The following is a 26,557-nucleotide window of genomic DNA, read 5'->3' on the forward strand; positions in this document are numbered from 1 at the left end:
CTCACCGCACGCCCCGAGGAAAGCGAAGCGCCTGGAACGAAAATCAACAGCCTTGTTTAACAGAGCCATTTTTTATAAATTCGACTGTCATAAAAGGATGTGATGAAGCTGAATGAATAAGCAAATGTGCGTCTGGATCATGAATGAGTGGGACATCATCGAAGCGCGCTCGCAGGGGAAGAACGCTGCAAAGGCACTCGGCTTCAATTCAGCTGACCAGGCAAAAATAACTGTGACAATCAGTGAATTGGCGAGAAATATATATAAGTATGCCGGAAGAGGGCAAATCCACATCAATTCAATCCACGACGGCGACCGGATTGGCCTGCAGGTCATTGCTGCCGACCGCGGGCCCGGCATGGATATTTCAAAGGTGATGATGGATGGCTACAGCACTTCTGGCGGATTGGGTTCAGGACTGCCGGGAGCCAAAAGACTGATGGATGATTTTGATGTAAAATCATGTCCCGCTGAGGGCACCGTCATTACCACGACGAAGTGGCTGCAGGCGAACCCTGGGAAAGGGGCTTAAATAATATACGGAGAGCCTGATCCTTGGGAATCAGGCTCTTTTTAGCTTATCGGGTGGCGGCAAGATCTGGCAGCAGCAAAGTCTCCGGGCTGAAAAAACCTGATTCTCCTTTGTTCATCCATACTTCTTCTGATGTTCTTTTTTCTTCTCTAAATACTCCTCATCTGTCCGGGCCAGCTTCCATTTTTCCATGAAAATCGCTGCCGACTCTGCTTTCACCGGGTCAATCTGGCGCTCCTTCACCTTGCCGTCCTCATCATACTTCCTGCCGCCCTTGTAATTGGTGTAGCGCCGCGCCCGGGTGTAGCCCATCTGCAGGAATTTCCGCGCCATATCCATGCCGACGAAATCGTCTTTCTTTTTGTAGTCAAGGAACATCTGATAAATTTTCTCCGATGATACCGTTGCGATGTCCGGCGTCTTAAAACGCCAGTGCGGCAGGATCTCGCTTTTATACGGCTCCACCAGCAGGACTCCCTGCTCTCCCCTCCCAACCCGGTACAATTCGGGCTGCTCCCGGAAGTCAATTTTGTCAAAGTCGAGGTCATAATCAAATGCCATGCTACCAGTCCTTTTTCCTTTGTTTTACCCGACTTGAAAGAAAGCTAACAATCCAATGTGTCACAGGAAATCACCATTGTGAATAATTTATATAGGCACGAGTCTATTTTTGAGGGTGATAAGAAATGGTGAAATTCCAGTCCTTCAGCGGAATCGTAACGAATATCAGCGATTTTTTCACGACGGCAAATGACCAATCCGGCTGCTACAAGCTTATGGCAGTCAGCAACGGTACCGGCAGCACTGTGAACTTTGTGATTGAGCCTGATACTTACTTTTTGGACCAGGCGATGGTTAGACCTGGCGACCGGGTAACCGGATACTATGACGGCAATGCTCCCGTCCCGCTCATTTATCCGCCGCAATACCGTGCACTTGTGATGGTAAAAGAAAATCCGAACCAGAATGTAAAAGTTGATTTTTTCAACAGCCAGCTGGTCAGCAGTGACGGCATGTTAAAACTGAATCTTGCACCAACGACGAGGCTTCGTTTAAAAAACAATCAGGTGTTCACCGGCAATCCAGCGAACCGCAATCTGATCGTTGTCTATGGCTCTTCTACCTTCAGCATTCCGGCACAGACGACACCTGCCAGGGTGATTGTCTGGTGCTGAAAGCCCAGTAATACCGAGGTTCAGGGGGATTTAATCAAACGTTTGATTAGTGTACTTTTAGCCGGTCGCTTCTGGTTAATAATACAAACTAGCTAAACACACATTAGCACCTAAAATTACACAGAAGCTCAGAGTCCTTTCAGACTCTGTGCTTGCTTGTTGCCTGAGCTGTATACACTATAGCCATTCTTTTCCATTATCGAGAATGAATTGAATGTCATTTTGATAATGTTCATAGTCACCTTGGTCCAGCATCTTTTGAAAGGCAGTGTCCCCTTCACCTGCTTTTCTTAAGATGTATTGACATAAGCCCTCTAGCCTAAGCAATACCATCTCCAGGTAATCCTCTTCTATTCCCTTCATCCCGTAGGACTCAAAAAATATTTCAACTCTTTTTTTAATCCGGCCGGCATCTCGTATTGGTTCGTAATAAACTGGCTCGCCTGATTCAGAATGGTAAAGTCTGCTTAAAGGAATGCAAGTGTAAAGCGTATAGGCAATGTCCCAAATTCTAGGACCAGGCGCAGCTACATCAAAATCAATAATACCTATCGGTTTTTTGTGATGAAAAATAATATTATAAATGGCAAAGTCATTGTGACATAAAACCTCAATTTTATCAGGTGTATGGTCTAGCGGTTTCCAATCATCTGATAAAGGAAAATCACTCACTGCGTCATGGTATAGGCGGAGCATTTTTGCTATCTCTATTAAAACATCATCAGCCCACATATAACTTTTTAGCGGATAATTACCGGCTTCACCTTGGATAAATGATAAAATTTCTCTGCCATTTTCATCAATACCTAAGAACCTTGGTGCATATGTGTATCCTTTGCTTTCCAAATGCTTTAATAACCGGTGAACCTTGGCACTGTCCGGCTTTAAGACCCGTCGCACAGTATCACCTAAGCGAAAAACGTCGGAGATATTTCCTCCTGCTAATTTTTCTTCATTATTGTAGTCTGACACTGATTATTCACTTCCACTTCTGAAATCACGCCGGAAATTGGCCGAAAATCGCCTACTGGTGAAATATTCTCTTTTACTGGTAAAAAAACTGTTCCTACTAGTCAAAAAAACTACCTTACTAGTCAAAAATCCTTTCCTACTGGTGAATAAAATTTCATACGGTCTTAAAAAGCCATTTTACTATTAAGAAAATACAGTTTAGCTGCCTAAATAACTGTTTTGTCAAAAGAAGATTCAAGATCGCGTTGTTATTGGGGCAGGAATCAAATTTTCTTGTGAAAAAAATATAGAAAACTACCAAGTTCCACTAAAATAGAATCCGGCCAGTCATACGAAAACAGGCAATTTTGCCTCCATAATAAAATTAGTTAATACAGCGGATTCTTCCTCACATCCAGCCAGTGCTCTGATTGCTCAAGTTCACCTGCCAGCTGCAGCAGCAAATCCTCCTGTCCTCTTGCGGCCATGACCTGGACTCCGACCGGAAGCCCCGCTGCTGTCTGGTGCAGCGGCAGGGACATGGCCGGCTGGCCTGTCAGGTTGGCAAGCTGGGTGAAAGGTGTCCTCGCCAGGTTCTTCTGGGCAATCTGCTCAACGATTCCTGCTTTCTTCAGCATTCCGCCAAGTCCCATTTTGCCAACCGTGCTGATCAGGAACTTTTCAGACGCAGATGGCTCCAGTTCGCCAATTTTGGCAGGCGGGAAGGCAGTTGTCGGCGTAAGGTAGAAATCATATGTCTCGTGAAAAACTACCATTTGGTATGCGGCCCGGTCCCACTCTCTCATGCTGAGGACGAATTCCTCCGCAGAGGTTGCTTTGCCCAGCAGCCCCAGCAGCCAGGTGGTTGGCTCGACGTCAGAAGGTCCTGCTTTCCGCCCAAGTACTTCCTCCAGCGATGCCAAAAGTGCAGCCGTTTCCCCGAAATACATTGTTAAATAGCTTTTCGCTATTTTATTGCCGTCAATCGGAGCTTCTTTTTCCTCGACATGATGCCCCATCGACTCTAGCATTCTCGCTGTCTTTAACACAGCATCCCGGCATTCGGCATCGACATCGGTGCCAATTGGAGATGTCACTGAGTAAGCGATTCTGAGTTTTTTATTTAACGGAGTCTGCGCAGCCTCAAGATAGCTTCCTTCATATGGCTGGACCTGGAATGCTCCTGCTTTTTCTGGGCCATGCAGCTGGTCAAGCATCGTGGCGCTGTCGCGGACAGAACGAGTCAGCACATGTTCTGCCGAAGCCCCCTGCCATGCGCGGCCATAATTCGGTCCCACGGGCGTCCTTCCTCGTGTCGGCTTCAAGCCGAACAGGCCGCAATATGCTGCAGGTATCCTGATCGACCCGCCGCCGTCGTTGGCACCGGCAATTGGGACAATCCCTGAAGCTACTGCTGCGGCAGACCCTCCACTTGAACCACCTGGAGTATGGTTCAAATTCCACGGATTTCGGGTAGGGCCATAATGGGCAGGCTCCGTATAGGCGACCAGCGCAAACTCGGGCACATTCGTCTGGCCAAGGAACAGGACCCCCGCATGCCTCAATCTGCGCACATATTCGGAGTCCATTTTTGCCCGATAGTTTAGGAAGGCTTTCGATCCTGCCGTGAGCGGTTCCCCCTCCACTTCCTGAGAAATATCCTTCAGCAGCATCGGCACCCCGGCAAAAACACCTGAAAGCGGCGCCTCCGCTGCCTTTCGCGCCTTGTCATACATTTTATTGCTAACCGCATTCACCTTCGGATTGAGCGAATCGATCAATCTGATTGCTTCTTCTGCTAATTCTATCGGCTGCACTTCCTTCTTCCTTACCAGCTCAGCCAGCGCCAAACCATCATAAGCTTTATAATCGAGCCCATCCATCCGCATCACCGCCGTTATTTTTTATATTAATGTTCTCTTACAGACTGTAAATTTCCTTCTATGTAAAAAAGCGCTGATCAATCACCGATTCATCCCAGATGAATAATGTAAAACAAATACCCAGTTAAAGGGGTTGTTGAAATGACCTATTATCATGATGCACAAACTAGAATTGGACCTGGTGGATTTGGCGGCGGACCTCTGGGGCCTGGCGGACTTGGTCCGGGATTCGGGCCGCTTGGACCTGGTGGAGGCATACCTGGCGGGTTTGGACCGCTCGGACCTGGTGGAGGCATACCTGGCGGGTTTGGGCCGCTTGGACCTGGCGGAGGCATCCCCGGCGGATTTGGGCCGGCCGGACCTGGATTCGGGCCATCCGGACAGCCATGGACTGCACCGCATACACAGCCATGGGGTTATCCACATGGACAATGGTCAACGCCATCTGGACAGCCATGGGGAGCTCCACACGGACAGTTCGGCACCCATGGATCTTATCAGCAGTGCCTGAACAGGTGCTTAAGCTACGGCGGTTCAATGTACACGCAATGTGTATATCGCTGCATGCAGCAGTTTGGATTAAGGTAGTGAACGAGAGTCATTTCCACCCCGGAAATGACTCTTTTTTTGATTGCTGCTAAAGTATATTCCTGTTTTAATAGAATTAAATATTAATTTTTCCAGAAAAAAGGAGATTGGAAGATGAAGCAGCATAAGAGAGTCCCCCGCCACCTCGTTAAATACCAGGAAAAAGAAATTATGGAACGCCTGATGAAACGGCTGAAAATGGCCAAGTTTACAGTACATGAAGGCGGAAAATCAGAACAGAAAGCAGAGAAAGCGGAAGATTAAGAGCTGGTGGGCAGCTCTTTTTTTTCATTTGAGGCTTGTTTTGATGTTTAGTTCCTCGCCAAAATCAAGATATCGGCGAAATCGCAGCACTTATCGGCGGAAATTTAATTATATCGACGAATTTATAATTATATCGACGAAAAGCCTCCACTTATCGACGAAAAATCAAATATATCGACGAACTGGAAATTCCGGCCGATTTTTTCCAGCAAAAAAGGCCCTAAACAGAGGGCCTACTTCAAGATTTCGTTAAGTCTTTCTTTGTGCTGCTCCAGATCAAAGCGTGAATTATCGACAACCACTTTCGGCATACTCAATTGATCAAGTATCGCAAACTCCAGCTCCTGTCTTGCTTTAAGCACTTCAATCGTCCCATCAAGCCCGCTGAGTTCATTTTTCAGGCCATAGCCCTGGGCGGTGTAATAGTGGACGAATCCGTTGAACCACTCCTCTGGCCGCTCGGTGACGGCTTTCCTGAATGATTTCCCGATGTCCTCCTGTTTGACATAGACTAGCATTGGATTGAGCTTTTTTACAGTGTCAGCTAGTTTCTTCACGTATGCAGCCGACACATCTGCAGGCGCACCGTATTTTATCATTGCTACGGTCACAGGGTTCTGGATGAAGCAGCATTCCAACACATACACCTTGTCGCCTGCCTCGGCCTGCTTCGCGAACTCATCCCAGCTTTCTGAAATCACCGCGAAATTTTCCTCCAGCGGCAGCTCGTACACATCTTTCTTAGAAATCTGTGCTAACAGCTCATCTGGAAATTCATCGCCCAATTCATTCTTGAGCTTCATATATGGCAAAAGTCTGCGGCCTTTTTTTACTATGACCTGTTCCTTAAAGACTGCTTCAAGACTGCCGCTTTCCTCAAGAAGCTTTTTAAACTCTTCCTCGGTAAAATAAGCGACACCCTCATAATCTGCTGGATGATCAAGGTTTCCTTCGTAAAATACCTCTGCCTCAATGTTCCGTTCAGCGAGAATATCAGCGATCATTCCTGCAGTCGTTGACTTTCCGGAACCTGGAAGGCCCTCTACTAAAATTAATTTCGTTTTCATTTTGTTCTCCTTCAACATCTTCTCCCATTCAAAATTCACCAGATGCCTTGTGAATTCCTCCTTTTACGAAAAAAGAGCCTGATCCGCCAATGGATCAGGCTCTTCATATCAATCTTCTTTTTCAAGGTCTTGGATCAAGCTCTTCATATTAATCTTCCCTCTTCTCAATGTCTTGGATCCAGTTCTCCATTTATTAATCTTCCTTCTCTTCAAGGTCCTTGATCAAAGCCTTCATCTCGCCAATCTCCTTGCGCTGGGCTTTGATGATATCATCAGCCAGCTTACGTACACGAGGGTCCTCGATATTCGCGCGTTCACTTGTCAGAATGGCGATGGAGTGATGCGGGATCATCGCTTTCATCCATGATGTGTCATCTACCGTCGCCTGGCTTCGAACCAGGAACAGGGAAACAGCGATGATTAAGGCACTGCCGGCATAAATCCCAAGATTCGCTTTCTTATTGGTATACATTTTCCGCATGAATGCTAGCATGACAATCGCCATGACAGCCCCCATGATGAGCGCCATGTAAAATCTCGTTTCACTAAAGAAAACATGATCAATGCTATATGCATTAAAATACATCAAAATCAGCATGATGATGGTCGAAGTCAAAACCATCAAGCCAAACCTTCCATAATTATTCTTCAATATGCTACCTCCTCAACAGTTAATTTCTCCTATATTATGTGCATACCCCCCTGACTAAAAAATATTCAGGTTTGATTTTTTGCTTTATGGGTAAACACTATTGGGCCGGCCTGATGGAAATACATACCAAAAATTACCTGACTTTTCATTCTTTTCATATAAATTGAATAATTTTCAATAAACTTTCTTTTTTGCCGAAAAGTATGATAAACATTGATTTATCAAAGGTTATGAGAGATATTTCCTAATATTGTTTTTGACAATTCATACTATAATCAGTATTCTAGAATACGAAAATAGGGAGGGAAAAACATGTCAAACTTTAATAGGCAGAAAATTGTGGATAGTGTGCCTCAAAAAGGTTTCTTCGGACACCCTAAAGGTTTATTCACACTTTTCTTCACTGAATTCTGGGAGCGCTTTTCTTACTATGGAATGAGAGCGATCCTGGTTTACTACATGTACTATTCAGTTTCCAAAGGCGGATTAGGCCTTGATGAAACACTTGCACTTTCTATCATGTCCATCTACGGGTCACTCGTTTATATGTCCGGGATCATCGGCGGATGGCTGGCTGACCGAATTTTCGGTACTTCCAAAGCCGTGTTCTACGGTGGTATCTTGATCATGCTTGGTCATATTGCGCTCGCAATCCCTGGCAGTGTTTCAATGTTCTTCGTATCGATGGTCTTGATCGTTATCGGTACAGGTATGCTGAAGCCGAACGTTTCTACTGTCGTCGGTGAAATGTACAGCGAAAAAGACGATCGCCGCGATGCTGGTTTCACGATTTTCTACATGGGAATCAACGCTGGTGCATTCCTTGCGCCGCTAATCGTTGGTGCAGTATCTGATGCATACAACTTCCACTTTGGTTTCGCCATCGCTGCAATCGGTATGTTCGTAGGTCTAGTTGTGTTCATGCTAACAAAGAAAAAGAACCTTGGACTTGCAGGTACAATGGTTGCGAACCCACTGACACCAGAAGAAAAAAAGAAGACTTTCACTTGGATTGGTGTTGGAATCGTTGTATTAGCAATTTTAGTGGCAGTATTAGTTCCAGCTGGTCTGTTAACTTTCGAAAGCTTTATCAACATTGTTACGATTCTTGGTATCGTTATTCCTACTATTTACTTTATCGTTATGTACCGCAGCCCTAAGACAACTGAAGTTGAGCGTTCAAGGGTACTTGCTTACATCCCGCTATTCCTTGCAGCGGTTATGTTCTGGGCAATCCAGGAGCAGGGTTCAACAATCCTTGCTAACTATGCGGACAAGCGTACGCAATTGGAATTCGCAGGCTTCACTATTTCACCTGCATTCTTCCAGTCATTGAACCCATTATTCATTATCATCTTTGCACCGATCTTTGCAGGATTCTGGGTAAAGCTTGGCGACCGCCAGCCATCAATTCCAAAGAAATTCTCTTTCTCATTGATGTTCGCAGGTCTTTCATTCCTAGTCATCCTGATCCCTGGTTATTTAACTGGAACAGATGCTTTGGTTAGCCCAATCTGGCTGGTACTAAGCTATCTGATCGTTGTATTCGGTGAATTGCTGATCTCCCCTGTTGGTCTGTCAGCAACGACTAAACTTGCGCCTGCAGCGTTCTCTGCACAGACAATGAGCCTCTGGTTCCTTGCAAGTGCCGCAGCACAAGCAATCAACGCGCAAATCGTTAAGTTCTACTCACCAGAAACTGAAATGACATACTTCGGTACAATCGGTGGAGCATCCATCGTACTAGGTATCATCCTCTTCATCCTGGCTCCAAAAATCCAGGGCTACATGAAGGGCGTAAAATAATAAAAGAAGCAGCAAAAGCAGCAATGCTTTAGCAATTTAAAGCGCCGGGGGTCAGACCCCCGGCGCTTTACTGTGTTAAAGACTTTGTAATCTTCCGATATTTGTTTCTTTGTGGTAGTTGACGAGGGTCATTTTTTCGTTGATGACCCTGGGCTCTCCATACTGTTGGTAGCCCATTTTTTCGTACAGGTAGCAGTTCCGTTCCTCGGACAGGATCGTTGCAAGCTCCCATGCTTCTGCCTCTGGGTACATGAGCTCCAGGCGTGTCATGACTTCCTGGGCAATCCCCTTGTTTTGATATGCATCGCGAATATTGATGATATGCAGCCTCATCAGCCCTGGAGTTTTTCGAGAGACATTCACACTGCCTGCCAGCTCTCCATTATGTAGGATTTTGTAATATTCCCCGCGTTCGAACCTGGTTAAGAATTGTTCCATTGTCTGCGTGACCGGGCTTGTTTCGTGGTCGTTGTACTTTTCGTAAATCGGCATGAACACTTCCTTCTGAAGCTCCAGCAATTCTTCGGCATCTTCCGTGGAAGCCTTCATCAGTGAAATTGGGGATCGCGCCATTTCGAACAGCAGGTCAATATAAGCAAACGGAATGAATTCGCCAGCAGCGATCATTTTCTTAATTTCAAGCGCAGTGGCCCATTTTGCCTCTGCTACTTCCTCTTCCTGAAGGCTCAAATCCTCGATCCCGATATTTTGCCTTACCAGCCAGATATCATCGAAACCACAGGAAAACTTAACGGTGAACAGCCTTTCCCCGCTCGCAATATCCAGGTCGATTCCAAGCTCTTCCTTCGCCTCCCGCACCGCCGCCTGTTCACTGCTGTCCCCAAGAATTGCCGATCCAGCTGCCGAACAATCCCACATATTTGCCCAGCCCTTTTTCCATGGCTGCCGCTTTTGGATCAGGAACTCCCCGTTGTCATTCATGATCCATACATGGACAACAATATGGTAATCTCCGTCCTTCATATCCAGTCCCCGCTCATGTGTGCGGTCGGTGACCTGCCTGTACTGGTTATATACATTCCAGATTTCCATGTGTCCCTTCCCCCTATCCCACAATAAATTCTCTGTCTTTTTAAAAAGTGGATAGTTAGTATTATACAACGCTGATGGAAAAATTTGATAGAAGTTATTACAATTGTTTCGTCACTTCCCCAAAATTTGCCCCTTCCATTTTTTTATAAGCTCATCAGGTTGTAAGCTGTTAAAAAAACAGAGTAAGATAGATTCAAAAGATTTACACTTTTTTTCAACTCCTACTATTAAAGGAATGAAGCATATGTTTAGTGCCGCTGCCGCTTTTTCAACTATCATTTTTCTGGGCCTGTTAATTCCAATCATCGCCTTGGTCATGCTCAGCATCCTCAAGCTTTTGGAAAAAGAGTTCGATTATTTGCAGATGGAAAATCGACAGATTCAGCTGGAAACAGAGCTGCAGCAAATGGAATACATGCAGCTTAGCCAGCAAATCCGCCCGCATTTTCTATTCAACAGCTTGAACGCGATGATGTCGCTTGCCCGGCTGAACCGGAATGAAGATCTGATCCATGCGATGGAGAGGTTTTCTTTATTTTTACGGTATCAAAACAGGGATAAAACCTCGCTTGTCCCTTTTGAAAATGAGCTGGAGCATACAAAAAATTACCTGGCAATCCAGCAGCTTCGTTTCGGCAAGAAGCTGGAAATCCAGCTGTCGATTGATAAAAATGCTGAAGCTACCCTGCTTCCGCCCTATACACTGCAAACCTTTGTGGAAAATGCTTTTAAACACGGCCTTGAAAATAAACGCGGTGAAAAAAGGCTGATGATCGAACTGCGCAGGGATGGGAACTGGGCCATCCTGAAGGTGATGGATAACGGAGAAAAGGCGCCGGAATCGGACAGCTCGAATGGAGAGGGAACAGGAATGGAAAATATCCGCAAACGGATGGAACTGCTTTTCGATCTATATACAGAGGTCTCAATGAAACGCAATGACGAATGGACAGAAGTGAAAGCCGTTTGGCCTTATACCCCGGGGGAATCAAAATGAATCTATTAATAATCGACGACGAGCCTTTGGAGCTTGAACAATTATCTTATTTGGTTAAAAAACAATATCCGAACTGGCATGTTTTTACCGCCGAGGATGCCTTTGAAGCAAGGCAGCTATTAAAAACGCACTCATTCCCGCTTGCATTTGTCGATATCCAGCTCCCAGGTGATTCGGGCCTGGATTTCTGCGAGTACTTGCGGACAAATGATTTCGATACTGAAGTGGTCTTAATCACGGCTTACCAGGATTTCAATTATGCCCAGCAGGCGATCCGCCTCGATGTGCTGGATTACCTCGTCAAACCGGTGATCGAGAGTGAGTTATACAAGGTGATTGAGGACTTTTTAGCCAAGCATGCGTACATGGAGACGAAATCCGTGCTAATCAATAAGGTTCTCGATCTTGTGCACGAAAGCTACCATGAAAAACTGCAGCTATCGGATATTGCCAGGAAGGTATATGTCACACCTACGTACCTGAGCAAAAAATTCACCGAAGTGGTTGGTGTCAAATTTACCGATTATATCAATCAGTTCCGGATCCAAAAAGCAAAGCAGCTGATGCTCGCCAATCCAGATTGGAGCCTCTTCCAGATTGCTGAACATGTTGGCTTCTCCAGTCAGCATCATTTTAGCAATCTATTTAAAAAAATCGAAGGAATCACTCCAAGCCAATACAAGGAGATTCATTCATGATTGATTGGTATATTCTCTTATTTTTCGCATTCACCATCGTGATTCTTTTCATCGACAGCATCGGAAGCCATCGAAGCATATACGAATACGTGGCCGGGAAGGAAACGAGCCTTAGCAGCGGCACCTACTCATTGGTTATACAGTATCTGACTGGAGCCACATTCCTTTTCCCCTTCATTCTCGCGGAAAAAGGCGGATTGTCCAGTTTCTTTATTTTTAGCCTTACACCTATTTTTGTCTCGATCCTGATTGAAAAATTAGCTTCAAGCCAGGATCGGCTGAACAGGTTTTTCCCTTTTCAGCCTCATTCGCAAAATAAAATAAATCCCTATTTTATTTTTCTATTTGGCTTTGCAGCTCTGGGGAACATCATGATTCAAACTTCGCTGATTTCGATCCTATTTGAGGACTTATTCCAAGCTCCGCCTTACCTCGGGGTCGTTTTATTTTTAAGCTTCAGCTTCATCCTGTTTGGCTTGGGAGGCTGGATTGGTGTCAACAAGGTGGGGACGCTGCTTTTGTTCGCCATTCTTTTCTTTGTTTCTTTTACAGCGCTGACCTTGTATTTGCGAACGGGTATCGGTGCCGTTGAGGAGCAGTTCAGCATCCACTTTGAAGCTTTGGTGAATGGCAGCTTCTCTGAAAACGCTCTTTATCTCCTCACCTTTCTGCTGGTTATGGCGGGAAATACATTCACAAGCTTTTATTTTTGGGAATCGCTTCATAATGTGAAGCACAAACACCGAATCTCTTCGGTTCGATATTCTGCTTTTTCATGGGCCGCTTTATTACTGGCCTTTGCCGTGTTATCAATCTATTGGCTTGTACAGAGAGACCACACAAATCTTATACAAATGGCAAGTGCAATGATTCAGGCTAATAATTCTGTATCGCATCTGCTCATTTTTGCCGGGATTGGGCTCCTGTCAGTCGGGACCGGCCATGCACTTTATTCCGTCATTAGCCTGTTCCTTTACTTGAAATCGAATGATGGCAGTCAATCGCACTCTCATCATTTTATAAAACAGGCTTATTTATTTGGTCTTGTAATATGCATCTTAATCGGCAGCTTTGCTGTCAGGTTTTCCGGTTCATTCACTGACTGGCTCCCTTATTTTATTTCTTTCTACGCATCTGCGGGAGTGCCATTCATCTTCGCATCGTTCCAGAGGGAATTTTCATATAAGCATTTTATTTTAACGCTGAGTTTGATGAGCATCGCCGGCCCTATGCTAAGCACTTTTTCAACAAACTTTTGGGCTCTCGCGCCATTATCCGCTTTGCTGTCGTTCGTCTTCCATCTAATTTTTGTAAAAACGATCAGGACATGAATAGATTTTTGCAAAAACAGATTGAAAATCTGCAAACATCTTCGGTCAAAAAGGTTTAACATTTTAATTATTCAGAAAATAAAATCTTTGAGGAGGGTTTGCATGTCTACAGCTCAGCTTTCAACTCAAACCTATATTTACGCAATGGATAAAAACAACCAGCCTGCTCTTACCGTCCAGTCCGGCACCCAGGTGGAAATAGAAACATTCGATTGTTTCCAGGACCAGATTACTTCAGAAGAAACTACCTTTAATGCAATCGACTGGAACCAAATCAATCCGGCCACAGGTCCTGTTTTTGTAGAGGGAGCTCTGCCAGGGGACATTTTGAAGGTGACAATCGATGATATCCAGTTGGGGGACCAGGGAGTCATGGTTGTCGGACCGGAGCTTGGTGTCATGGGACATCGATTGAAGGATTTCGAAGTGAAGATCATTCCTGTAAAAGACGGCAAAGCCATTTTTAACAAAAAAATCTCCCTGCCATTAAATCCGATGATCGGTGTAATCGGAGTAGCGCCAGAAGGTGATGCTGTAAACAACGGGACACCAGGAGCCCATGGCGGCAACATGGATACGAAGCTTATTACCACAGGTGCTACCCTTTACTTCCCTGTTTTCCAGGAAGGTGCACTCTTTGCGCTAGGCGATCTCCACGCTGCGATGGGAGATGGCGAAATCAGCGTCTCGGGTATTGAAATTCCCGCAAAGGTTAAGGTCACCCTTGAAGTTATTAAGGGATACAGCCTGAATCATCCAGTTTTAGAAAACGAGGAAGGCGTAGCGACTCTTGTTTCGAAAAAATTATTGGATGATGCCGCGAATGTCGCTGTAGAAGAAATGATCGACTTATTGCAGCCTCAAACCGATTTATCACTGGCTGAGTTCACGATGCTGATGAGCGCGGCTGGCCAGGCACAGATCAGCCAGATTGTCGATCCGCTCAAAACAGCAAGATTTTTCGTTCCAAGATCCATCCTGGAAGCTTACAACATTGAACTTTTTAAAAAAGGGGTGGAATAATCCATGGCTGAACTTTCAAAAGCAACTCAAACCCAGAATAATATGGGTTATAAGCAGGAATTAAAACGCTCGTTGTCATTTTGGGATCTGTTGATTTACGGGCTCGTATTCATGGTGCCGATTGCTCCGTTCGGGATTTACGGTGCAGTTGCGCAGGGCTCGAACGGAATGGTCGCGCTTGCCTACTTGATCGGGATGGTCGGGATGATTTTTACGGCATTAAGCTACGCAAGGATGTCGGAAGCATTCCCAATTGCAGGATCTGTTTATGCCTATGCACAACGCGGGATCAATGATTCCGTAGGCTTCATCGCTGGCTGGCTCATCCTGCTCGATTATATTTTCGTTCCGGCACTTCTTTACCTTGTCAGTGCGGCAGCGTTGCATGATATCGTTCCTGAGATTCCCCTGCTCGTCTGGCTCGTGATTTTCATCGCGATTAATACTATTGTAAACGTACTTGGAATAGAATTTACCGCAAAAGCCAACAAAATCATTGTCGTCGCTGAACTCATCGTCCTTGTTATCTTTGTTGCAGTTGGGATTTTTGCGATCTCAAAAGGCGTGAATGGTGCCGAGTTCACTTTCAAGCCATTATATGATGCCGATCATTTCAGCATGGGCACGGTAATGGGCGCGGTATCGATTGCCGTGCTGAGCTTCCTCGGATTCGATGCGATTTCGACCCTTGCGGAAGAATCAAAGGGCGGCAGCAAAGCGATTGGCAGAGCGATTATTTTTTCACTGCTGGTTGTTGGAGTCCTGTTCATTGTCCAAACATGGGTAGCGGCGCTCATCTGGCCTGACTACACAACTTTCGAAAATGCCGATGTTGCCTTCTATCAGATTGCCGAGATTGCCGGCGGCCCTTGGCTGAAATGGATGACCATCATCGCGACGGCCATCGCCTGGGGAATTGCAGATGCACTGGTAGCACAAGCTGCAATTTCACGCATTCTTTACAGCATGGCGCGTGACCGCAAGCTGCCTAAAGTCCTGGCTAAGGTTCACCCTAAATTCAAGACACCACATGTGAGCACCCTGCTTGTCGCAGCCATCTCACTGGCTGTCACAGCATTCTTCGCTTCACAGATCGGTGCACTGGCATCGGTAGTCAACTTTGGTGCATTATCAGCTTTCTTATTCCTGCATGCATCAGTGGTGATTTATTTTATCAAAAAACAAAAGAGTAAGGACTACTTCAAGCATCTCGTCTTGCCGGTGATTGGTTTTATCATCATTGGGTACGTCTGGATTTCTCTTGATCCGCTGTCCAAGCAGCTCGGATTCATCTGGCTCGGAATCGGGATTGTCTATCTGATCCTGCTGAAGGTGTTCAAGAAGGATACATCGCTGGACCTGGATTAATATTTTAAAAAAGCTTGCAGAAAAAGGTTGCCCCCTCGATCTGCAAGCTTTTTCTTTTTGGGCTTAAAATAATTTTCAACGGAAACACCTCGAACCGCCGTCAGCCGCCCAACATATAGTAGGTAATATCCACCCAGGGAGGTGTCGGTCATGAATTATATCATCCAGCACGGTGACACCCTTTACAGCATCGCGAAAAAGTTCAAGGTCAGGCTGATCGACCTGCTGGCCAGCAATCGCCAGATCACCAATCCAAATATGATTTTCCCGGGCCAGGTCGTCTTCATCCCGACTCGCCTATGCCCAACACTGCGGATCGGTGACCAGGGGCCTGCCGTCAGCCGCGTTCAGATCATCCTGCAGTTTCTCGGAGTGTATAAAGGAAAAGTTGACGGGCTGTTCGGTCCCCAGACCCTCATCGCCATAAAAGAATGGCAGGGACGGGTAAAAGAAATCGAAGTGACCGGAATCGTCGACACAGATACATGGTATTCGCTCGGAGCCGAATGCGCTCCCCGTCCTTCAGTAACACAATACATCGTCCGCCCCGGCAGCACTCTGTATTTGATTGCCGCATGGTTTGGGGTGTCAGCAGAAAGCATCCTGCAGATCAACCCGCAAATCACAAACCCGAATATGATTTATGCCGGGCAGGTGATTCATATTCCGGTGAGTGAGTAATTTTGTTTCATCAAACCAAGCAGGAGAACCGTCCCCCTGATCAAAAAAACAAGGGTCCCAAAAGCCGGACTTTTGGGACCCTTGTTGTCAATTAGGATGGTTTTAGAATGTGCCGTAATAGAAACCGGCGTATTCACAAGAGATGCTGAGATCGTCACCTACGGTTACATAGTAGAATACATAGCCTGGAAGGACGATGCAGACATTATCACCTTCAACGTTAATCTGCGGTGTATTGCAATGGCCATCATAGTTACAGTCAACTGTCTGCAGGGTAAAATCCAGGCCAGTTGGCAGGCCGGATAAAGGCGCGCACAATGTGAGACACACTGGTGACCACCAGAAATCCAGACAAGAACCTTCCTCTGCTGGCTTCATGCCCAACTGCTCTTTATCAATACCCTCAAACTTTTCAATCATCTGCTGTAAAACCTCTGCTGGCAATGCTGTTTTTTGTTCCATACCTTCCATTCCCCCTTTTTGCTTCAAACTAAAAAAATCACTCCATTTCAATAAGCTTCACCTCCTTGTCCATCCTTGCTATATACAATGCAAGCACGACAAGAAGTGTATAGGAGCTTGTCTCATCCAAAGCAAAAATGTGCGGGAATACAGTGGAACATGGGGACGGTTCTCGCGTTCCAGAATGGAACAGGAGAACCGTCCCCGTGTTCCGCCAAAAAACCCGTGCCAGAGGCACGGGTTCTGTTTAGTTGCTGATCACAATATCATCAAAGTTAAGTCTGTGTCCCGAAGTACCGGAAACAACAATCCGGAAGCGGACTGATGCTGTCTGGTTCACTGAGAACGTTTTTACCTGCAAACTGGATGTGCTGGCATTCAGGCTGCCAACATTCGTCCAGGCCGAACCGCTATTTGTGGACATTTGCAGCTGCCATCTGGCTCCGCTATCGCTGCCAAAATTGGCGTGTGCAATTTGCACGCTTTTTGCCCCGCTCACATTGAAGTTCATTGTAAGAGCACCACTCGCTCGAACACGTGCCGACTGGGTGCCATTCTTCTTGTCAGTGCTCAAGTTTCCGATCAGCGCATTGTCAAAATACCATGATCCGCTTGATAAGGTAACATTCCCTGATGTATAGGATGTCTTTGTGCCGGTTTCGAACTTCTCATTCAATGTGGCAGTTCCGCCGCCACCGGAACCATCCGCATCATATCCGTAGGAACCAGACTTGAATGTTGAAGGGTCGTACCATTTATAGCCTGTAGCAGGTGCGGCCCAAGGCTCTGCTTGAGGTTCTGTTGAAGTTTGCGGGTTTTCCATAGACAGCAGAGTTGTTTTCTGGTCAAGCTGCAAGCCGCTTACCTGGGCTAAAGATGTATAGCTTTCCTGCTTTGCAAGCCAATCCACAAGATTCACAAGCAGCGTGCTGTCATCCTGCTCTTTGAAACCATCGTAGGTCGTCTTTTTGCCGCCTGTTTCTTCACGGAGATATTTAGGAGTGGCATCCTCCACCGGTGACGAATCACCGATAAAAGCCGCCTTTCCTGCACCGACCTTCGATACAGCCACGTATGGTCCTTCTGCTCTTCCACCGCCATTATATACACCCTGGTCGACAGCATAGCCCCAGGCAGCTGTTGTCGGAGGAAGGTAAACAATCCCCTTTGCCTTGTTTGGATCTGTAATTGCCAAGGTCGAACCTGCATGCATGGCCACTGTGGAAACTCCGCTTGTGATGCCGAACGCCTGGCTCGGTGCCACGATATCATTCGCTGTCACATCACCAATTGCATTGTAGCGGAAGCGGATGCCGAAGTTATTGGACAGCCAGTCAGAACCAGTCACACCCTGCATTGCTCCAGAGGATGCTTCCTCCGTTCCCATTCCTTTTGCCGGGTCATAATAAGCCCCGCGGCGGTAGCCATTGAATACTTCGGAAGCATCCCAGCGATTTTTATTCCGGTCAGCATTGTAATGGTCACCTATGAAAAAAATACTGCCGCCATTCTGGACATATTGAAGCATCGCATCCTGCTCAGAACTCTTATACGGAATATTCGCTTCTCCAATAATGAAAACATCGTAATCTTGTAAATCTTGATACGTTATCGGGGTTGTCTTGCGCAGTTCTTTTGCATAATACCCCTCGTTCGCCAGGGCATTCGCAAAATCAGAGAATCCGCCATCCAATACCCAATCAGCCGCTCCCGCAGTTTGTCCATGGGTATTATCAAACAAAATCCTTTCTCCATTCGCTGTCCCGACCGGCTGCAGCTGCGGAGCCGGATCCAGCGCATTTTCAGCAGAAACAAAAGGTGTAAAAAAATACAAAGACGGTGAAACAAGCAAAGCCACTAGTGCAATAACAGAGAACCTTCGACGAATCATGCTTTCACTCCTTATTCGTGTATTCCTAACTAAATTAACACACAAATATTGACGGAATGTTAAGATTCCCTTAATTTGAAATTTTCCCAACTTGGAACATGGGGACGGTTCTCGCGTTCCAGAATGGAACAGGAGAACCGTCCCCATGTTCCACCCTAAAAAAAGCAGGAGCTCGCCCCCCTGCTTTAGTAATTATTCTATTTTTTCACCATTTCCGGAAATCAATTTAAGCGTATCATTTTCATATTGAATTTTGTAGGTAACTTTATATTTACTATACACGGTTGAACCATCTTTTCGCTCTTCAGCTGATATGACAGCAATGGCAGAATAAGTCTCCCCTGAAGCTGTTACTGCCAGATCATCCATTTGAACGGACTTTGTGTTTAAATATCCTTCTCTAAATTCATCATAAGATAGGCTTGACTGCCATGAGCTGCCCAGCAATGAGTAAGCTGTTACATAATCACCGTAATTCAGGCTTTCATAAAAATAACTGACAAGGTATCGTGCGAGATCCTCTGTTGAATATTCTTCTTCATAGTCATACTCCTCAGAACCTAAGTTCACTTCAGGAATGGTTGTCATTGGAGCATCTGACCAGCCCTGTACGATTGGCAGGACACTTATGATCGGGATGCTGAAACCAATCGAACCTTTATCAATGCCAGCTGAATTTATCCCAACGACTTTACCAGTCTTGCTGTCTATTAACGGCCCTCCGCTGTTACCAGGCGCAATAGGGGCCGAAATCTGATAAACATCCTCATAATGGAATGGTTCTATATCAAGGTCCCGGTCCACACCGCTTATGATTCCTGTTGTGACTGTGTTTTGCAAGCCAAGCGGACTGCCAAGTGCAAGGACTTCATCACCGATTTCAGACTTTTGCTCTGAGGATATTTCCAGTGGCGTTGTTCCCTCCAGTCCAGGTACACGCACAACAGCAATATCTGTCTCGTTACTAACTCCTATAACCGTCCCTGCAAACTCTCTTGAATCAGAGGTCTTAACTTTTACATTTTTAGCATTTGCCACCACATGGGCATTGGTCACAATATCCCCTCGGTTATTGTAAAGAAAACCGGATCCTAAAGATCCATCCTCCAACTCTATTTTTACAACTAATTTTTGAGTATGATGGATAATCTCTTTCAATTCTTTTGAGGCACCCTTCTCTGGCGCGGACTCTTCCGCCTTCACTATTAATTCAGACGAAGCCGGCAGCTTATTTGGGATTTCTTCTTTTATGAAAAAGTAAGCGTAAGTGCCGCCTCCCCAAATCAGCAGAGTAGATAATATACTAATAGTCCATTTCATATTTATGCCACCCCTTAATCAACATACCAAGTGCTGTTGTCGATTTCTACATTTGCTTCCTGGTAAACTCCATATTGAATATCTTCAAAGTTTCCTGTCTCTCCGGGCTCCAGGTAATATGGATACACTGATGCATATCCTGAATTAATGTAATTGCCTTCGCTATCATATATCGTGTAGTTAACAGTAACAGAACTGATTGTAGTGGTTGCCACATTTTCGACATTACCCGAAATATATAAATCTCCATACTCATCTAGTTGTGCTGTAACCTCCAAGACTTGAACCGCTGCTGTTTGGTTCCTTAGGTCTTCCTGTGCAGCTGCTTCCATTGCTTTCTCAATTCTCTGCTGTTCAGCTTTCTCAAAAGCAGCCTGATCTTGCTGGACTCTTTCCTTCAACGCAAGCAGCTTTTTGTCATTCACAGCGAACTGAAGTCCTTTGTCTATATCGGAGAATGCTTGCGAAAAGTTTTTGCTTGCTAATTTCCCCTCTGCATCCTGGCTGCTTATTTGGACAATTTTATTCAAGATCTCTGTTTTCACCGCACTCGCTTCATTTTCGGGCATTGAAGACAAGATCGAAAGCTTTCCGCCTAATTCATCGATTGTCTTTAATCCGTTCAGCTCTTTCTTTATTGTGCCTACCGTAATTTTGATTTGCTTTTCATTAGCAAGCTTTATAAAATTATTGAAAATCGGACTTTCACTTTTGTTCAGCTCTTCTTTTAGGCTAGCAAGCTCTTTGGAGGCAGCATCAAAATTCGTTTTTTTAATATGATCACTTATTGTCAGCAAGGCAGTTTCATATTTGAGGGCTTTATCGATAACCTCTAAATCAGCTTGCAATGCCTTATAACCTGGACGCTTTGCGAGGCCGCTTTCTGCCAGTTCTTTGGCCTTTTTAAAATCACCCTTAAAAGCCATTTGCTCAGCAGATTCCTTCAGCTTCAATGTATCCGAATTTACATCTGTCTCAAGAAAATAATACGCCGCTACTCCAATACCCACTATAATCGCACTCAGGATCGGGATGATCACTGGAAGAATGCTTGCAGTAACACTAGATTCCTTTCCCTTAGGCTCGTCCTTACGGGCAGCCTTTGATGCTTGTATATCTGCACCACAACTTGAACAAAACTTGGATTCCTTAGCGACTTTCTCTCCACATTGGTGGCAAAACACTCAAATCCCTCCGTATATTAAAAAAATAAAAAGGCCTCTCATCTCATGTGAGCGACCCTAAAAATCCATTTACTTACAGGATATTTACTGGCAGCCCAGCCGCCATTGTCCCCTGACATTAGGCCTGTAGCTTGCATCCACATTTTTCAATGAGTTGCCTTTTTTCACATAATATGGTACTTATTCACTAGATAGATTACCATACTTATAGATATTTTAGTATATTTTTCCGCATTTTGTTTTACCTGTTAGGGTTCGTTATCTTTTTGCAAATGAAACCGTCTTTAAGTTCCACCCGCGTTCCAGCATGGAACAGGAGAACCGTCCCAATGTTCCCAAACTAGAAAAGGAGAATGAATGATGGAAGCAAAAATTAGACAAGCTGTGGATTCTGATCTGGAGGTATTTGTTGATTTTGCCGTTAAGCTAAGCCAATTCAACCGGTCAAAACATGGCAGCGAATGTAAATACGATGACTACGAATCTGTCATTACTGCAATCAAAACGAATGCACACGATACTTTTACCAATAGAAATGAAGATACGTTGATCCTGATCGCAGAGATAGCAGGAAAACCAGCCGGTTACTCGTTGGGAAGAATCTTTGAACAAGACGCAGCCGCCGACAACGGAACAGGCAGGATGGGACTATTCGATGAATTATTCCTCGATGATTCCGCGAGAGGCCTGGGCCTTGGACAAACATTAATCGAAGAAACGATGAAGTGGATGAAAGAACAAGGAATCAACAGAGTCAAACTGCATGCCTACTCCTGGAATGACCATGCCAAAAAACTGTATGAACGCAATGGATTCCAAGAGTATGCCGTCTCCTACGAGAAATTCCTTTAAACAAAGGTGGAACACGGGGACGGTTCTCACGTTCCAGAATGGAACAGGAGAACCGTCCCCATGTTTTCCCATGTTTTCCCTAAAATCAAGCAGGAGAACCGTCCCCATGATTGGCCCACTCTTCTTCGAGGATGGCGTAATAATATTCATCCCACCACTCGTTGCCATGTGGGATGCATTTTTTAAAGTAGCCTTCCCTCCGCATGCCGATCTTTTCCATGACACGGTAGGATCCTGTGTTTTCCGGCTGGCAGGTGGCGATGATTCTATGAAGCTTTAATTCTTCAAAACCATACTTCAAGAAAGCAAATGCAGCTTCAGAGGCATAGCCCTTATTATAGTATTTAGGATTGAACACCCAGCCAATTTCATATGTGTGTTCGCCGAAGTATTTAAAAAAAGCAATGTGTCCGATCAAAACATTCTCGTCTTTTAAAACAACAGCAAATTTCTGCGCGTTCTCCCCCATATTATCCTGAAGAAAGGCTGCTGCAGCTTCTTCATTAAAAACTCCCTCTGGAATATACTCCATAACGTTGTGGTCCGATGTATACTCCAACACAGCCTGCAAATCATCCATATCAAATTTGCGAACCAATAATCTAGTAGTTTCCAAATCCATTTACAAATCCCCCAAACTCTAACATCTTGCCTTTCTATATTTCGATACAAGGACGAAGAACACCTTCTGGAACATAGGGACGGTTCTTCCGTTCCAGAATGGAACAGGAGAACCGTCCCCATGTTCCACCACCTATTGTTTTACCCACAGCCGTGTCAGGTCGACGTACCCGAAGTGTTTGATTTCTACATTCATGAGATTGATGGAAAATGGGATTTGCCTTTTCGTGTAGTAGAGCGGGATGCATAAGGATTCGTCGCGCAAATACTGCTCGATCTTCAGATGGTGCTGAATCCAATTTTCAAATGGCAGGGTGTTATAAGCCTCTAGCTGCTCCTGCAGGAAATCGTCTTTTTCAGCGAGGAAATTCAGCGGCGAAAAGCGATTGACCAGGAAAAAGTAATAGGAGAAGCTTTGGTTCAGTTCAAATATTTCACCGTGAATGAATAGGTCATTATTCAATCGTCTTTCAGGGTGATAAATCGAATCTTCGAATGGGACTTCCTCCATCTCTACGGTGAAGCCCGCCTGCTCCAGCTTTTCTTTTAACCAATGAGCAGAGTCAGTGGAATAGTTGACCCAGCCTAGTTTTAACGGCCGGGTAATCGCTGGCTTTGGAATCTCAGGCATGGTATAGCTTGTGGAGTGTCCTATCAAACAGCCTTCATTATTTCCTTTGATTTTCGGATTCAGCTCCTTCAGCTCCTGGCGATGGCGGGCTATGACCATATGGATGTAATCCCTGACTTCCTTCCTAGCAATATCTGAATCACGATAGGGGTTCATGATGACAATCCCAAAGCCAGAATCGCTTTCCACCTTGAATGTGTCTACTTTGTATGTTTCCTGCCCGCCGTGATAGACGACCTGGAATTCCTTTGGCATCTGGATGAATTCGACCCGGTCAAGGAGCGGCCGATGGCCAAAGTATTGCTTGAAGGCACATAGAACGGATTTCTCTTCGCTGTTTTCAGCAAGATAGAAGCCGCCTGTGCCAAGCAGTTTGCCGTTCACTTCTTTAAAAATACTCGCCGTCAGCAGTCCGAGCATCTGGAGAATGTATGTGCATCCGTCTGGGAATTCCAATTTTACGGTAAGCGGCCCTGGTGTTGAAATCCTCGTTACTGGTTCCCAAAGTTTTTTATAGTGGATGTCGTCCTTCATCCTTTGCAGGGAATGGACTACGTCCTCGGCTTTGAGGATCGATCCATCATGGAACGCGACATCCTTCCGCAAATACAGCAGCAAAGAGGTCTCCGAATATTCCCAGGTATGGGCGATTTCGGGTGTCAGGGTGTTATCTGCGTTAACGGTCAGAAGCCGGTTATAAAGAGTGGCCACGAAATTCGCGCTATGAACATCGGCGGCTTCAAGCGGATGGGCTGTCAGGAAGCGATAAAACCTCGGGATGATCAGGCTGTCCTGCCCCTCCTGATGAAAACCCAGCTTCGACTGAAAGGCGGTCATCAGCCTCTGCTTCGTCTCCACCGACCAGTCCAGCACCAGCAGCTTGCTGACGTGTTCAATCGGTTCTTTTTCCAGCGCCTTGAAAAACTCCAGCTCCAATTCCTGTTCGACATTGAGGAGCCATTTCAGTGATGAAGCATTGCCTCTTCCCCGCCCTGATTGAAAGCTCAGCCATCCCTCAGCCTCCCACTGCTTCAGCTTCCTTCGGGTTTGCTTTGAGCTGAGGAACAGGGTTTCAGCCAGCTCCTCCACTTTTGCATTCCCGGATTCCACCCTGTTCCATAAAGTTAATAAATCATGATCCATCGCCAGTCTCCTTAAAAGTGGACATTTTTATATAAAAAGGACATTTTTAACATCATGCGTCTCCTTTAATATACAAATATAGAAAGGGGCTGGCAATATGAAATGGAAAGAATACCCACAAAATCTAAAGGTTCGTCTGATCACATCATTTATTAATCGCGCAATTTCAAGTGCGGTCATGCCGTTCATGGCATTATTTTTTGCCCACCATAAAGGCGCTATCTGGGCCGGGCTATTCCTCGGATTCAACGTCTTCGTCGGATTCCTGGGGAATATTATCGGGGGCTACCTATCTGATCGGTTCCGCCGGAAAAAAATCCTGCTGATCACATCTGCTTGCAGCGCGCTCATGTTTGGGCTGATGGCAGCAAGCTTGATTCCTGAGCAAAAACTAATCACTCTATTCGCGGCCGCTTATATCATTTTCATGGCGACAAGCAGTCTTGGCCGTCCGGCAATGCAGGCGATCATTGTCGATTCAACTACAGCTGATAACCGCAAAGCCATCTACGCACTGGATTATTGGTTCACGAATCTGTCATTGGCAATCGGCGCTGCGCTCGGCGGTTTATTTTATGCCCATCATCAGCTCGCGTTGTTCACGGCGCTAACGATTGCAGCAGTTGGCCTGCCAATTGCGTATAGTATCTGGCTTCTGGATTCAGGTGTCCCGCAGTTAAAGCAAAAGCATCAAAACATCTTTATCGACCTGCTCGCGAATTATAAGGTGGCGCTTCAGGACAAGCCGTTCGTCATGGCCGTCGTTGGCGGAATGTGCATCTATGCGGCGGAGTTTTCGCTGAACAGTTATATCGGTGTCCGCCTGGCCGATGAGTTCCGCCCGCTGTTTTTAGGCGGATTTGAAATCTCCGGCGTCAGGATGCTGAGTATGCTGAACATCCAGAACATGCTGATGGTCGTGCTCTTCACGTTTATCGTCACAAAAATCACGGATAAGTTCGATAAGAAAAAAATGCTGCTGATGGGGCTGATTTTTTACAGTATTGGATACACAGTCATTACTTCGGCGAATGTTTGGTACGCGCTGCTAATCTTCAATCTGATCGCAACCATCGGCGAGCTCGTCTACTCTCCAATCGCCAACGCGGAAAAAGCGAACATGATGCCGGACGATAAGCGCGGCTCCTACTCCGCATTCTCCGGAATCAGCTTTAACGGAGCAGACCTGATCGCCCGCTCAACGATTATTGTCGGCGCGTTCCTGGTGCCAACGATGATGAGCGTGTATATCGGCGTCATTTTAATGATGGGAACATTGCTACTGTATGGCGGGCTGTTTGTTTTTCGGGGGAAGGAACGGAAAGCGGGTTTGATGGTACGGAAGACAATATAATAGAAAGTCTATTCAATTCGAATAACAGTGACGATGAAAAAGCAATGGAATGTTCCATTGCTTTTGGAATGTTCCATTGCTTTTATAAATTTACTCTCTAGAATGTAAAATCATCAATAATCTCCACCACTTCAATTTCACCATTAATCAAAAGCTCAGTAAGTTCGTTCGTCCTGTTTCCATTCCAATACTCCCTGGCTTGGGCAATTTTGCGAGAAAAGGGAGCCCCATCTTCCTTCGGTAAAAGGTTGCCATCTCCTTCAAAATAATCTCCTTTAACTCGAAGTTTTACAATCTGCAAAACTTTGCGATTGAAGTAATCAAATATCTCTTTCCATTTCAAAGCATCTTCATAGCTTTTCGCAGCGTATAAGCAAGATAACCTGGAAGGATATTCAGGAAATTCCTGCACTCTCACCATTTCTACTATTACTTCTCTTATAGCCCTGATTGTTTGGCTAACATACTGAATAGCCACTTCGGCATCTTCCTTATTCAGATTCAGCCCTTCATTTGTAGAATGACCGTATAATATCTGGATAAAATCTTCACCTTTAGTATTCAGCTGCTCCCTTTCAAAAAAGAAGTGGTATAAGGTATTGTGCTGGTTTTTATCAAAGCAGATCGTTTGCCCAAGATGCATCTTCTTTCTCGTAACAATATGATAAGCATAAAATTCATTGGTATCTATCTCAGGCATTTTTCACGTTCTCCCTTTTTCAGTAATTTTCTATATTAATCAATAATAACAGGAAATTATTGGTTCTAGGGGACCTAAATTGGAGGATACCTTATCCTTAAATCTTAAGTTCATATTCAATGGAGATTACTGGACAAACTTTAGGTGAAATCGGGGCAACCGTAGATAAAATGGATGCAACCGTAGATATATTTGAGATAACCGCAGATATAATTGGGGTAACCGTAGATAAAATGGATGTAACCGTAGATATTTGAGATAACCGTAGATATAATTGAGATAACCGTAGATAAAATGGATGTAACCGTAGATATATTGAGGCGACCGTAG

At 45.3% G+C, this 26,557-nt stretch carries 27 protein-coding genes and 1 riboswitch; of the genes, 14 read left to right on the forward strand and 13 right to left on the reverse strand.

The features are described from left to right. The first annotated feature begins 112 nt into the window (after positions 1-112). Positions 113-532, forward strand: coding sequence for an anti-sigma regulatory factor (locus AC3EBE_RS03705; RefSeq protein ID WP_488593660.1), 420 nt, complete (start codon positions 113-115; stop codon positions 530-532). Positions 533-646: 114 nt separating this feature from the next. Here AC3EBE_RS03705 and AC3EBE_RS03710 read toward each other — a convergent pair whose 3' ends face one another. Then, positions 647-1,093, reverse strand: a complete 447-nt coding sequence (locus tag AC3EBE_RS03710; protein WP_488593661.1) for a DUF4385 domain-containing protein — start codon at positions 1,091-1,093, stop codon at positions 647-649. A 125-nt stretch (positions 1,094-1,218) separates the two neighbouring features. Here AC3EBE_RS03710 and AC3EBE_RS03715 point away from each other — a divergent pair, with 125 nt between their 5' ends. Further along, positions 1,219-1,707: a hypothetical protein gene (locus tag AC3EBE_RS03715; RefSeq protein WP_488593662.1), complete on the forward strand. Its 489-nt coding sequence runs from the start codon at positions 1,219-1,221 to the stop codon at positions 1,705-1,707. 177 nt (positions 1,708-1,884) lie between these two features. Here AC3EBE_RS03715 and AC3EBE_RS03720 read toward each other — a convergent pair whose 3' ends face one another. Together AC3EBE_RS03720 and AC3EBE_RS03725 are read right to left on the reverse strand one after the other, a co-directional pair. Continuing rightward, positions 1,885-2,679 carry an aminoglycoside phosphotransferase family protein gene (locus tag AC3EBE_RS03720; RefSeq protein WP_488593663.1) on the reverse strand — a complete coding sequence of 265 codons (795 nt, stop codon included), beginning with the start codon at positions 2,677-2,679 and terminating at the stop codon, positions 1,885-1,887. A 368-nt stretch (positions 2,680-3,047) separates the two neighbouring features. Beyond that, a complete protein-coding gene (locus AC3EBE_RS03725; RefSeq protein ID WP_488593664.1) occupies positions 3,048-4,541 on the reverse strand; it encodes an amidase in 1,494 nt (497 codons plus the stop codon). Between the two features lie 141 nt (positions 4,542-4,682). Between AC3EBE_RS03725 and AC3EBE_RS03730 the strand changes: the two genes are divergently transcribed. After that, positions 4,683-5,129 carry a hypothetical protein gene (locus tag AC3EBE_RS03730; RefSeq protein ID WP_488593665.1) on the forward strand — a complete coding sequence of 149 codons (447 nt, stop codon included), beginning with the start codon at positions 4,683-4,685 and terminating at the stop codon, positions 5,127-5,129. 114 nt (positions 5,130-5,243) lie between these two features. Then, positions 5,244-5,393, forward strand: a complete 150-nt coding sequence (locus tag AC3EBE_RS03735; protein ID WP_488593666.1) for a hypothetical protein — start codon at positions 5,244-5,246, stop codon at positions 5,391-5,393. Between the two features lie 233 nt (positions 5,394-5,626). On the opposite strand, the gene AC3EBE_RS03740 is transcribed toward AC3EBE_RS03735, so the two are convergent. Together AC3EBE_RS03740 and AC3EBE_RS03745 are read right to left on the reverse strand one after the other, a co-directional pair. Further along, entirely contained in the window at positions 5,627-6,460 is an 834-nt protein-coding gene (locus AC3EBE_RS03740) for a P-loop NTPase family protein (protein ID WP_488593667.1), read from the reverse strand. Positions 6,461-6,653: 193 nt separating this feature from the next. Then, complete coding sequence (locus AC3EBE_RS03745; protein WP_488593668.1) at positions 6,654-7,112, reverse strand: DUF305 domain-containing protein; 459 nt, start codon at positions 7,110-7,112, stop codon at positions 6,654-6,656. Between the two features lie 312 nt (positions 7,113-7,424). On the opposite strand from AC3EBE_RS03745, the gene AC3EBE_RS03750 reads away from it, so the two are divergent. Then, on the forward strand, positions 7,425-8,918 hold the full coding sequence (locus AC3EBE_RS03750) for a peptide MFS transporter (RefSeq protein WP_488593669.1): 1,494 nt from the start codon (positions 7,425-7,427) through the stop codon (positions 8,916-8,918). A gap of 75 nt (positions 8,919-8,993) precedes the next feature. Here AC3EBE_RS03750 and AC3EBE_RS03755 read toward each other — a convergent pair whose 3' ends face one another. Next, on the reverse strand, positions 8,994-9,971 hold the full coding sequence (locus tag AC3EBE_RS03755) for a GNAT family N-acetyltransferase (RefSeq protein ID WP_488593670.1): 978 nt from the start codon (positions 9,969-9,971) through the stop codon (positions 8,994-8,996). Positions 9,972-10,215: 244 nt separating this feature from the next. Between AC3EBE_RS03755 and AC3EBE_RS03760 the strand changes: the two genes are divergently transcribed. The 6 genes from AC3EBE_RS03760 to AC3EBE_RS03785 all read left to right on the forward strand — a co-directional run bounded on the left by AC3EBE_RS03760 (position 10,216) and on the right by AC3EBE_RS03785 (position 16,069). Beyond that, positions 10,216-10,968: a sensor histidine kinase gene (locus tag AC3EBE_RS03760; RefSeq protein WP_488593671.1), complete on the forward strand. Its 753-nt coding sequence runs from the start codon at positions 10,216-10,218 to the stop codon at positions 10,966-10,968. Next, positions 10,965-11,666: a response regulator transcription factor gene (locus AC3EBE_RS03765; protein ID WP_488593672.1), complete on the forward strand. Its 702-nt coding sequence runs from the start codon at positions 10,965-10,967 to the stop codon at positions 11,664-11,666. Before AC3EBE_RS03760 ends, AC3EBE_RS03765 begins: the two co-directional genes overlap by 4 nt. After that, positions 11,663-12,997 carry a hypothetical protein gene (locus tag AC3EBE_RS03770; RefSeq protein ID WP_488593673.1) on the forward strand — a complete coding sequence of 445 codons (1,335 nt, stop codon included), beginning with the start codon at positions 11,663-11,665 and terminating at the stop codon, positions 12,995-12,997. The genes AC3EBE_RS03765 and AC3EBE_RS03770 overlap by 4 nt, the downstream gene beginning before the upstream one ends. Positions 12,998-13,099: 102 nt before the next feature. Continuing rightward, the gene (locus AC3EBE_RS03775) at positions 13,100-14,020 is read left to right on the forward strand and encodes an acetamidase/formamidase family protein (protein ID WP_488593674.1); all 921 of its coding nucleotides are present in this window, start codon (positions 13,100-13,102) and stop codon (positions 14,018-14,020) included. Positions 14,021-14,023: 3 nt separating this feature from the next. After that, the gene (locus AC3EBE_RS03780; protein WP_488593675.1) at positions 14,024-15,388 is read left to right on the forward strand and encodes an APC family permease; all 1,365 of its coding nucleotides are present in this window, start codon (positions 14,024-14,026) and stop codon (positions 15,386-15,388) included. Positions 15,389-15,538: 150 nt separating this feature from the next. Continuing rightward, complete coding sequence (locus AC3EBE_RS03785; RefSeq protein ID WP_488593911.1) at positions 15,539-16,069, forward strand: LysM peptidoglycan-binding domain-containing protein; 531 nt, start codon at positions 15,539-15,541, stop codon at positions 16,067-16,069. A gap of 102 nt (positions 16,070-16,171) precedes the next feature. Here the strand turns inward: AC3EBE_RS03785 and AC3EBE_RS03790 are convergent, their stop codons facing one another. From AC3EBE_RS03790 to AC3EBE_RS03805, 4 genes are all read right to left on the reverse strand, one after another. Next, complete coding sequence (locus AC3EBE_RS03790) at positions 16,172-16,531, reverse strand: hypothetical protein (RefSeq protein WP_488593676.1); 360 nt, start codon at positions 16,529-16,531, stop codon at positions 16,172-16,174. Positions 16,532-16,778: 247 nt separating this feature from the next. Further along, positions 16,779-18,422: an Ig domain protein group 2 domain protein gene (locus AC3EBE_RS03795; RefSeq protein ID WP_488593677.1), complete on the reverse strand. Its 1,644-nt coding sequence runs from the start codon at positions 18,420-18,422 to the stop codon at positions 16,779-16,781. A gap of 192 nt (positions 18,423-18,614) precedes the next feature. Next, positions 18,615-19,742, reverse strand: a complete 1,128-nt coding sequence (locus AC3EBE_RS03800) for a S1C family serine protease (protein ID WP_488593678.1) — start codon at positions 19,740-19,742, stop codon at positions 18,615-18,617. A 14-nt stretch (positions 19,743-19,756) separates the two neighbouring features. Next, positions 19,757-20,926, reverse strand: a complete 1,170-nt coding sequence (locus AC3EBE_RS03805; RefSeq protein ID WP_488593679.1) for an FxLYD domain-containing protein — start codon at positions 20,924-20,926, stop codon at positions 19,757-19,759. A gap of 86 nt (positions 20,927-21,012) precedes the next feature. Continuing rightward, positions 21,013-21,095, reverse strand: a riboswitch (cyclic di-GMP riboswitch). A 188-nt stretch (positions 21,096-21,283) separates the two neighbouring features. Between AC3EBE_RS03805 and AC3EBE_RS03810 the strand changes: the two genes are divergently transcribed. Further along, positions 21,284-21,778 (forward strand): GNAT family N-acetyltransferase, encoded by a 495-nt coding sequence (locus AC3EBE_RS03810; protein ID WP_488593680.1) that lies wholly within the window; start codon positions 21,284-21,286, stop codon positions 21,776-21,778. Positions 21,779-21,863: 85 nt separating this feature from the next. Here the strand turns inward: AC3EBE_RS03810 and AC3EBE_RS03815 are convergent, their stop codons facing one another. Next, a complete protein-coding gene (locus AC3EBE_RS03815) occupies positions 21,864-22,400 on the reverse strand; it encodes a GNAT family N-acetyltransferase (RefSeq protein WP_488593681.1) in 537 nt (178 codons plus the stop codon). Between the two features lie 132 nt (positions 22,401-22,532). Next, the gene (locus AC3EBE_RS03820) at positions 22,533-24,173 is read right to left on the reverse strand and encodes an ABC transporter substrate-binding protein (protein ID WP_488593682.1); all 1,641 of its coding nucleotides are present in this window, start codon (positions 24,171-24,173) and stop codon (positions 22,533-22,535) included. A gap of 97 nt (positions 24,174-24,270) precedes the next feature. Between AC3EBE_RS03820 and AC3EBE_RS03825 the strand changes: the two genes are divergently transcribed. Then, the gene (locus AC3EBE_RS03825; protein WP_488593683.1) at positions 24,271-25,527 is read left to right on the forward strand and encodes an MDR family MFS transporter; all 1,257 of its coding nucleotides are present in this window, start codon (positions 24,271-24,273) and stop codon (positions 25,525-25,527) included. 97 nt (positions 25,528-25,624) lie between these two features. Here the strand turns inward: AC3EBE_RS03825 and AC3EBE_RS03830 are convergent, their stop codons facing one another. Continuing rightward, positions 25,625-26,218: a DUF2441 domain-containing protein gene (locus AC3EBE_RS03830; RefSeq protein ID WP_488593912.1), complete on the reverse strand. Its 594-nt coding sequence runs from the start codon at positions 26,216-26,218 to the stop codon at positions 25,625-25,627. A gap of 128 nt (positions 26,219-26,346) precedes the next feature. Between AC3EBE_RS03830 and AC3EBE_RS03835 the strand changes: the two genes are divergently transcribed. Continuing rightward, positions 26,347-26,484: a hypothetical protein gene (locus AC3EBE_RS03835; RefSeq protein WP_488593684.1), complete on the forward strand. Its 138-nt coding sequence runs from the start codon at positions 26,347-26,349 to the stop codon at positions 26,482-26,484. The last annotated feature ends 73 nt before the right edge of the window (positions 26,485-26,557 follow it).

It is taken from the genome of Mesobacillus sp., assembly GCF_057785455.1.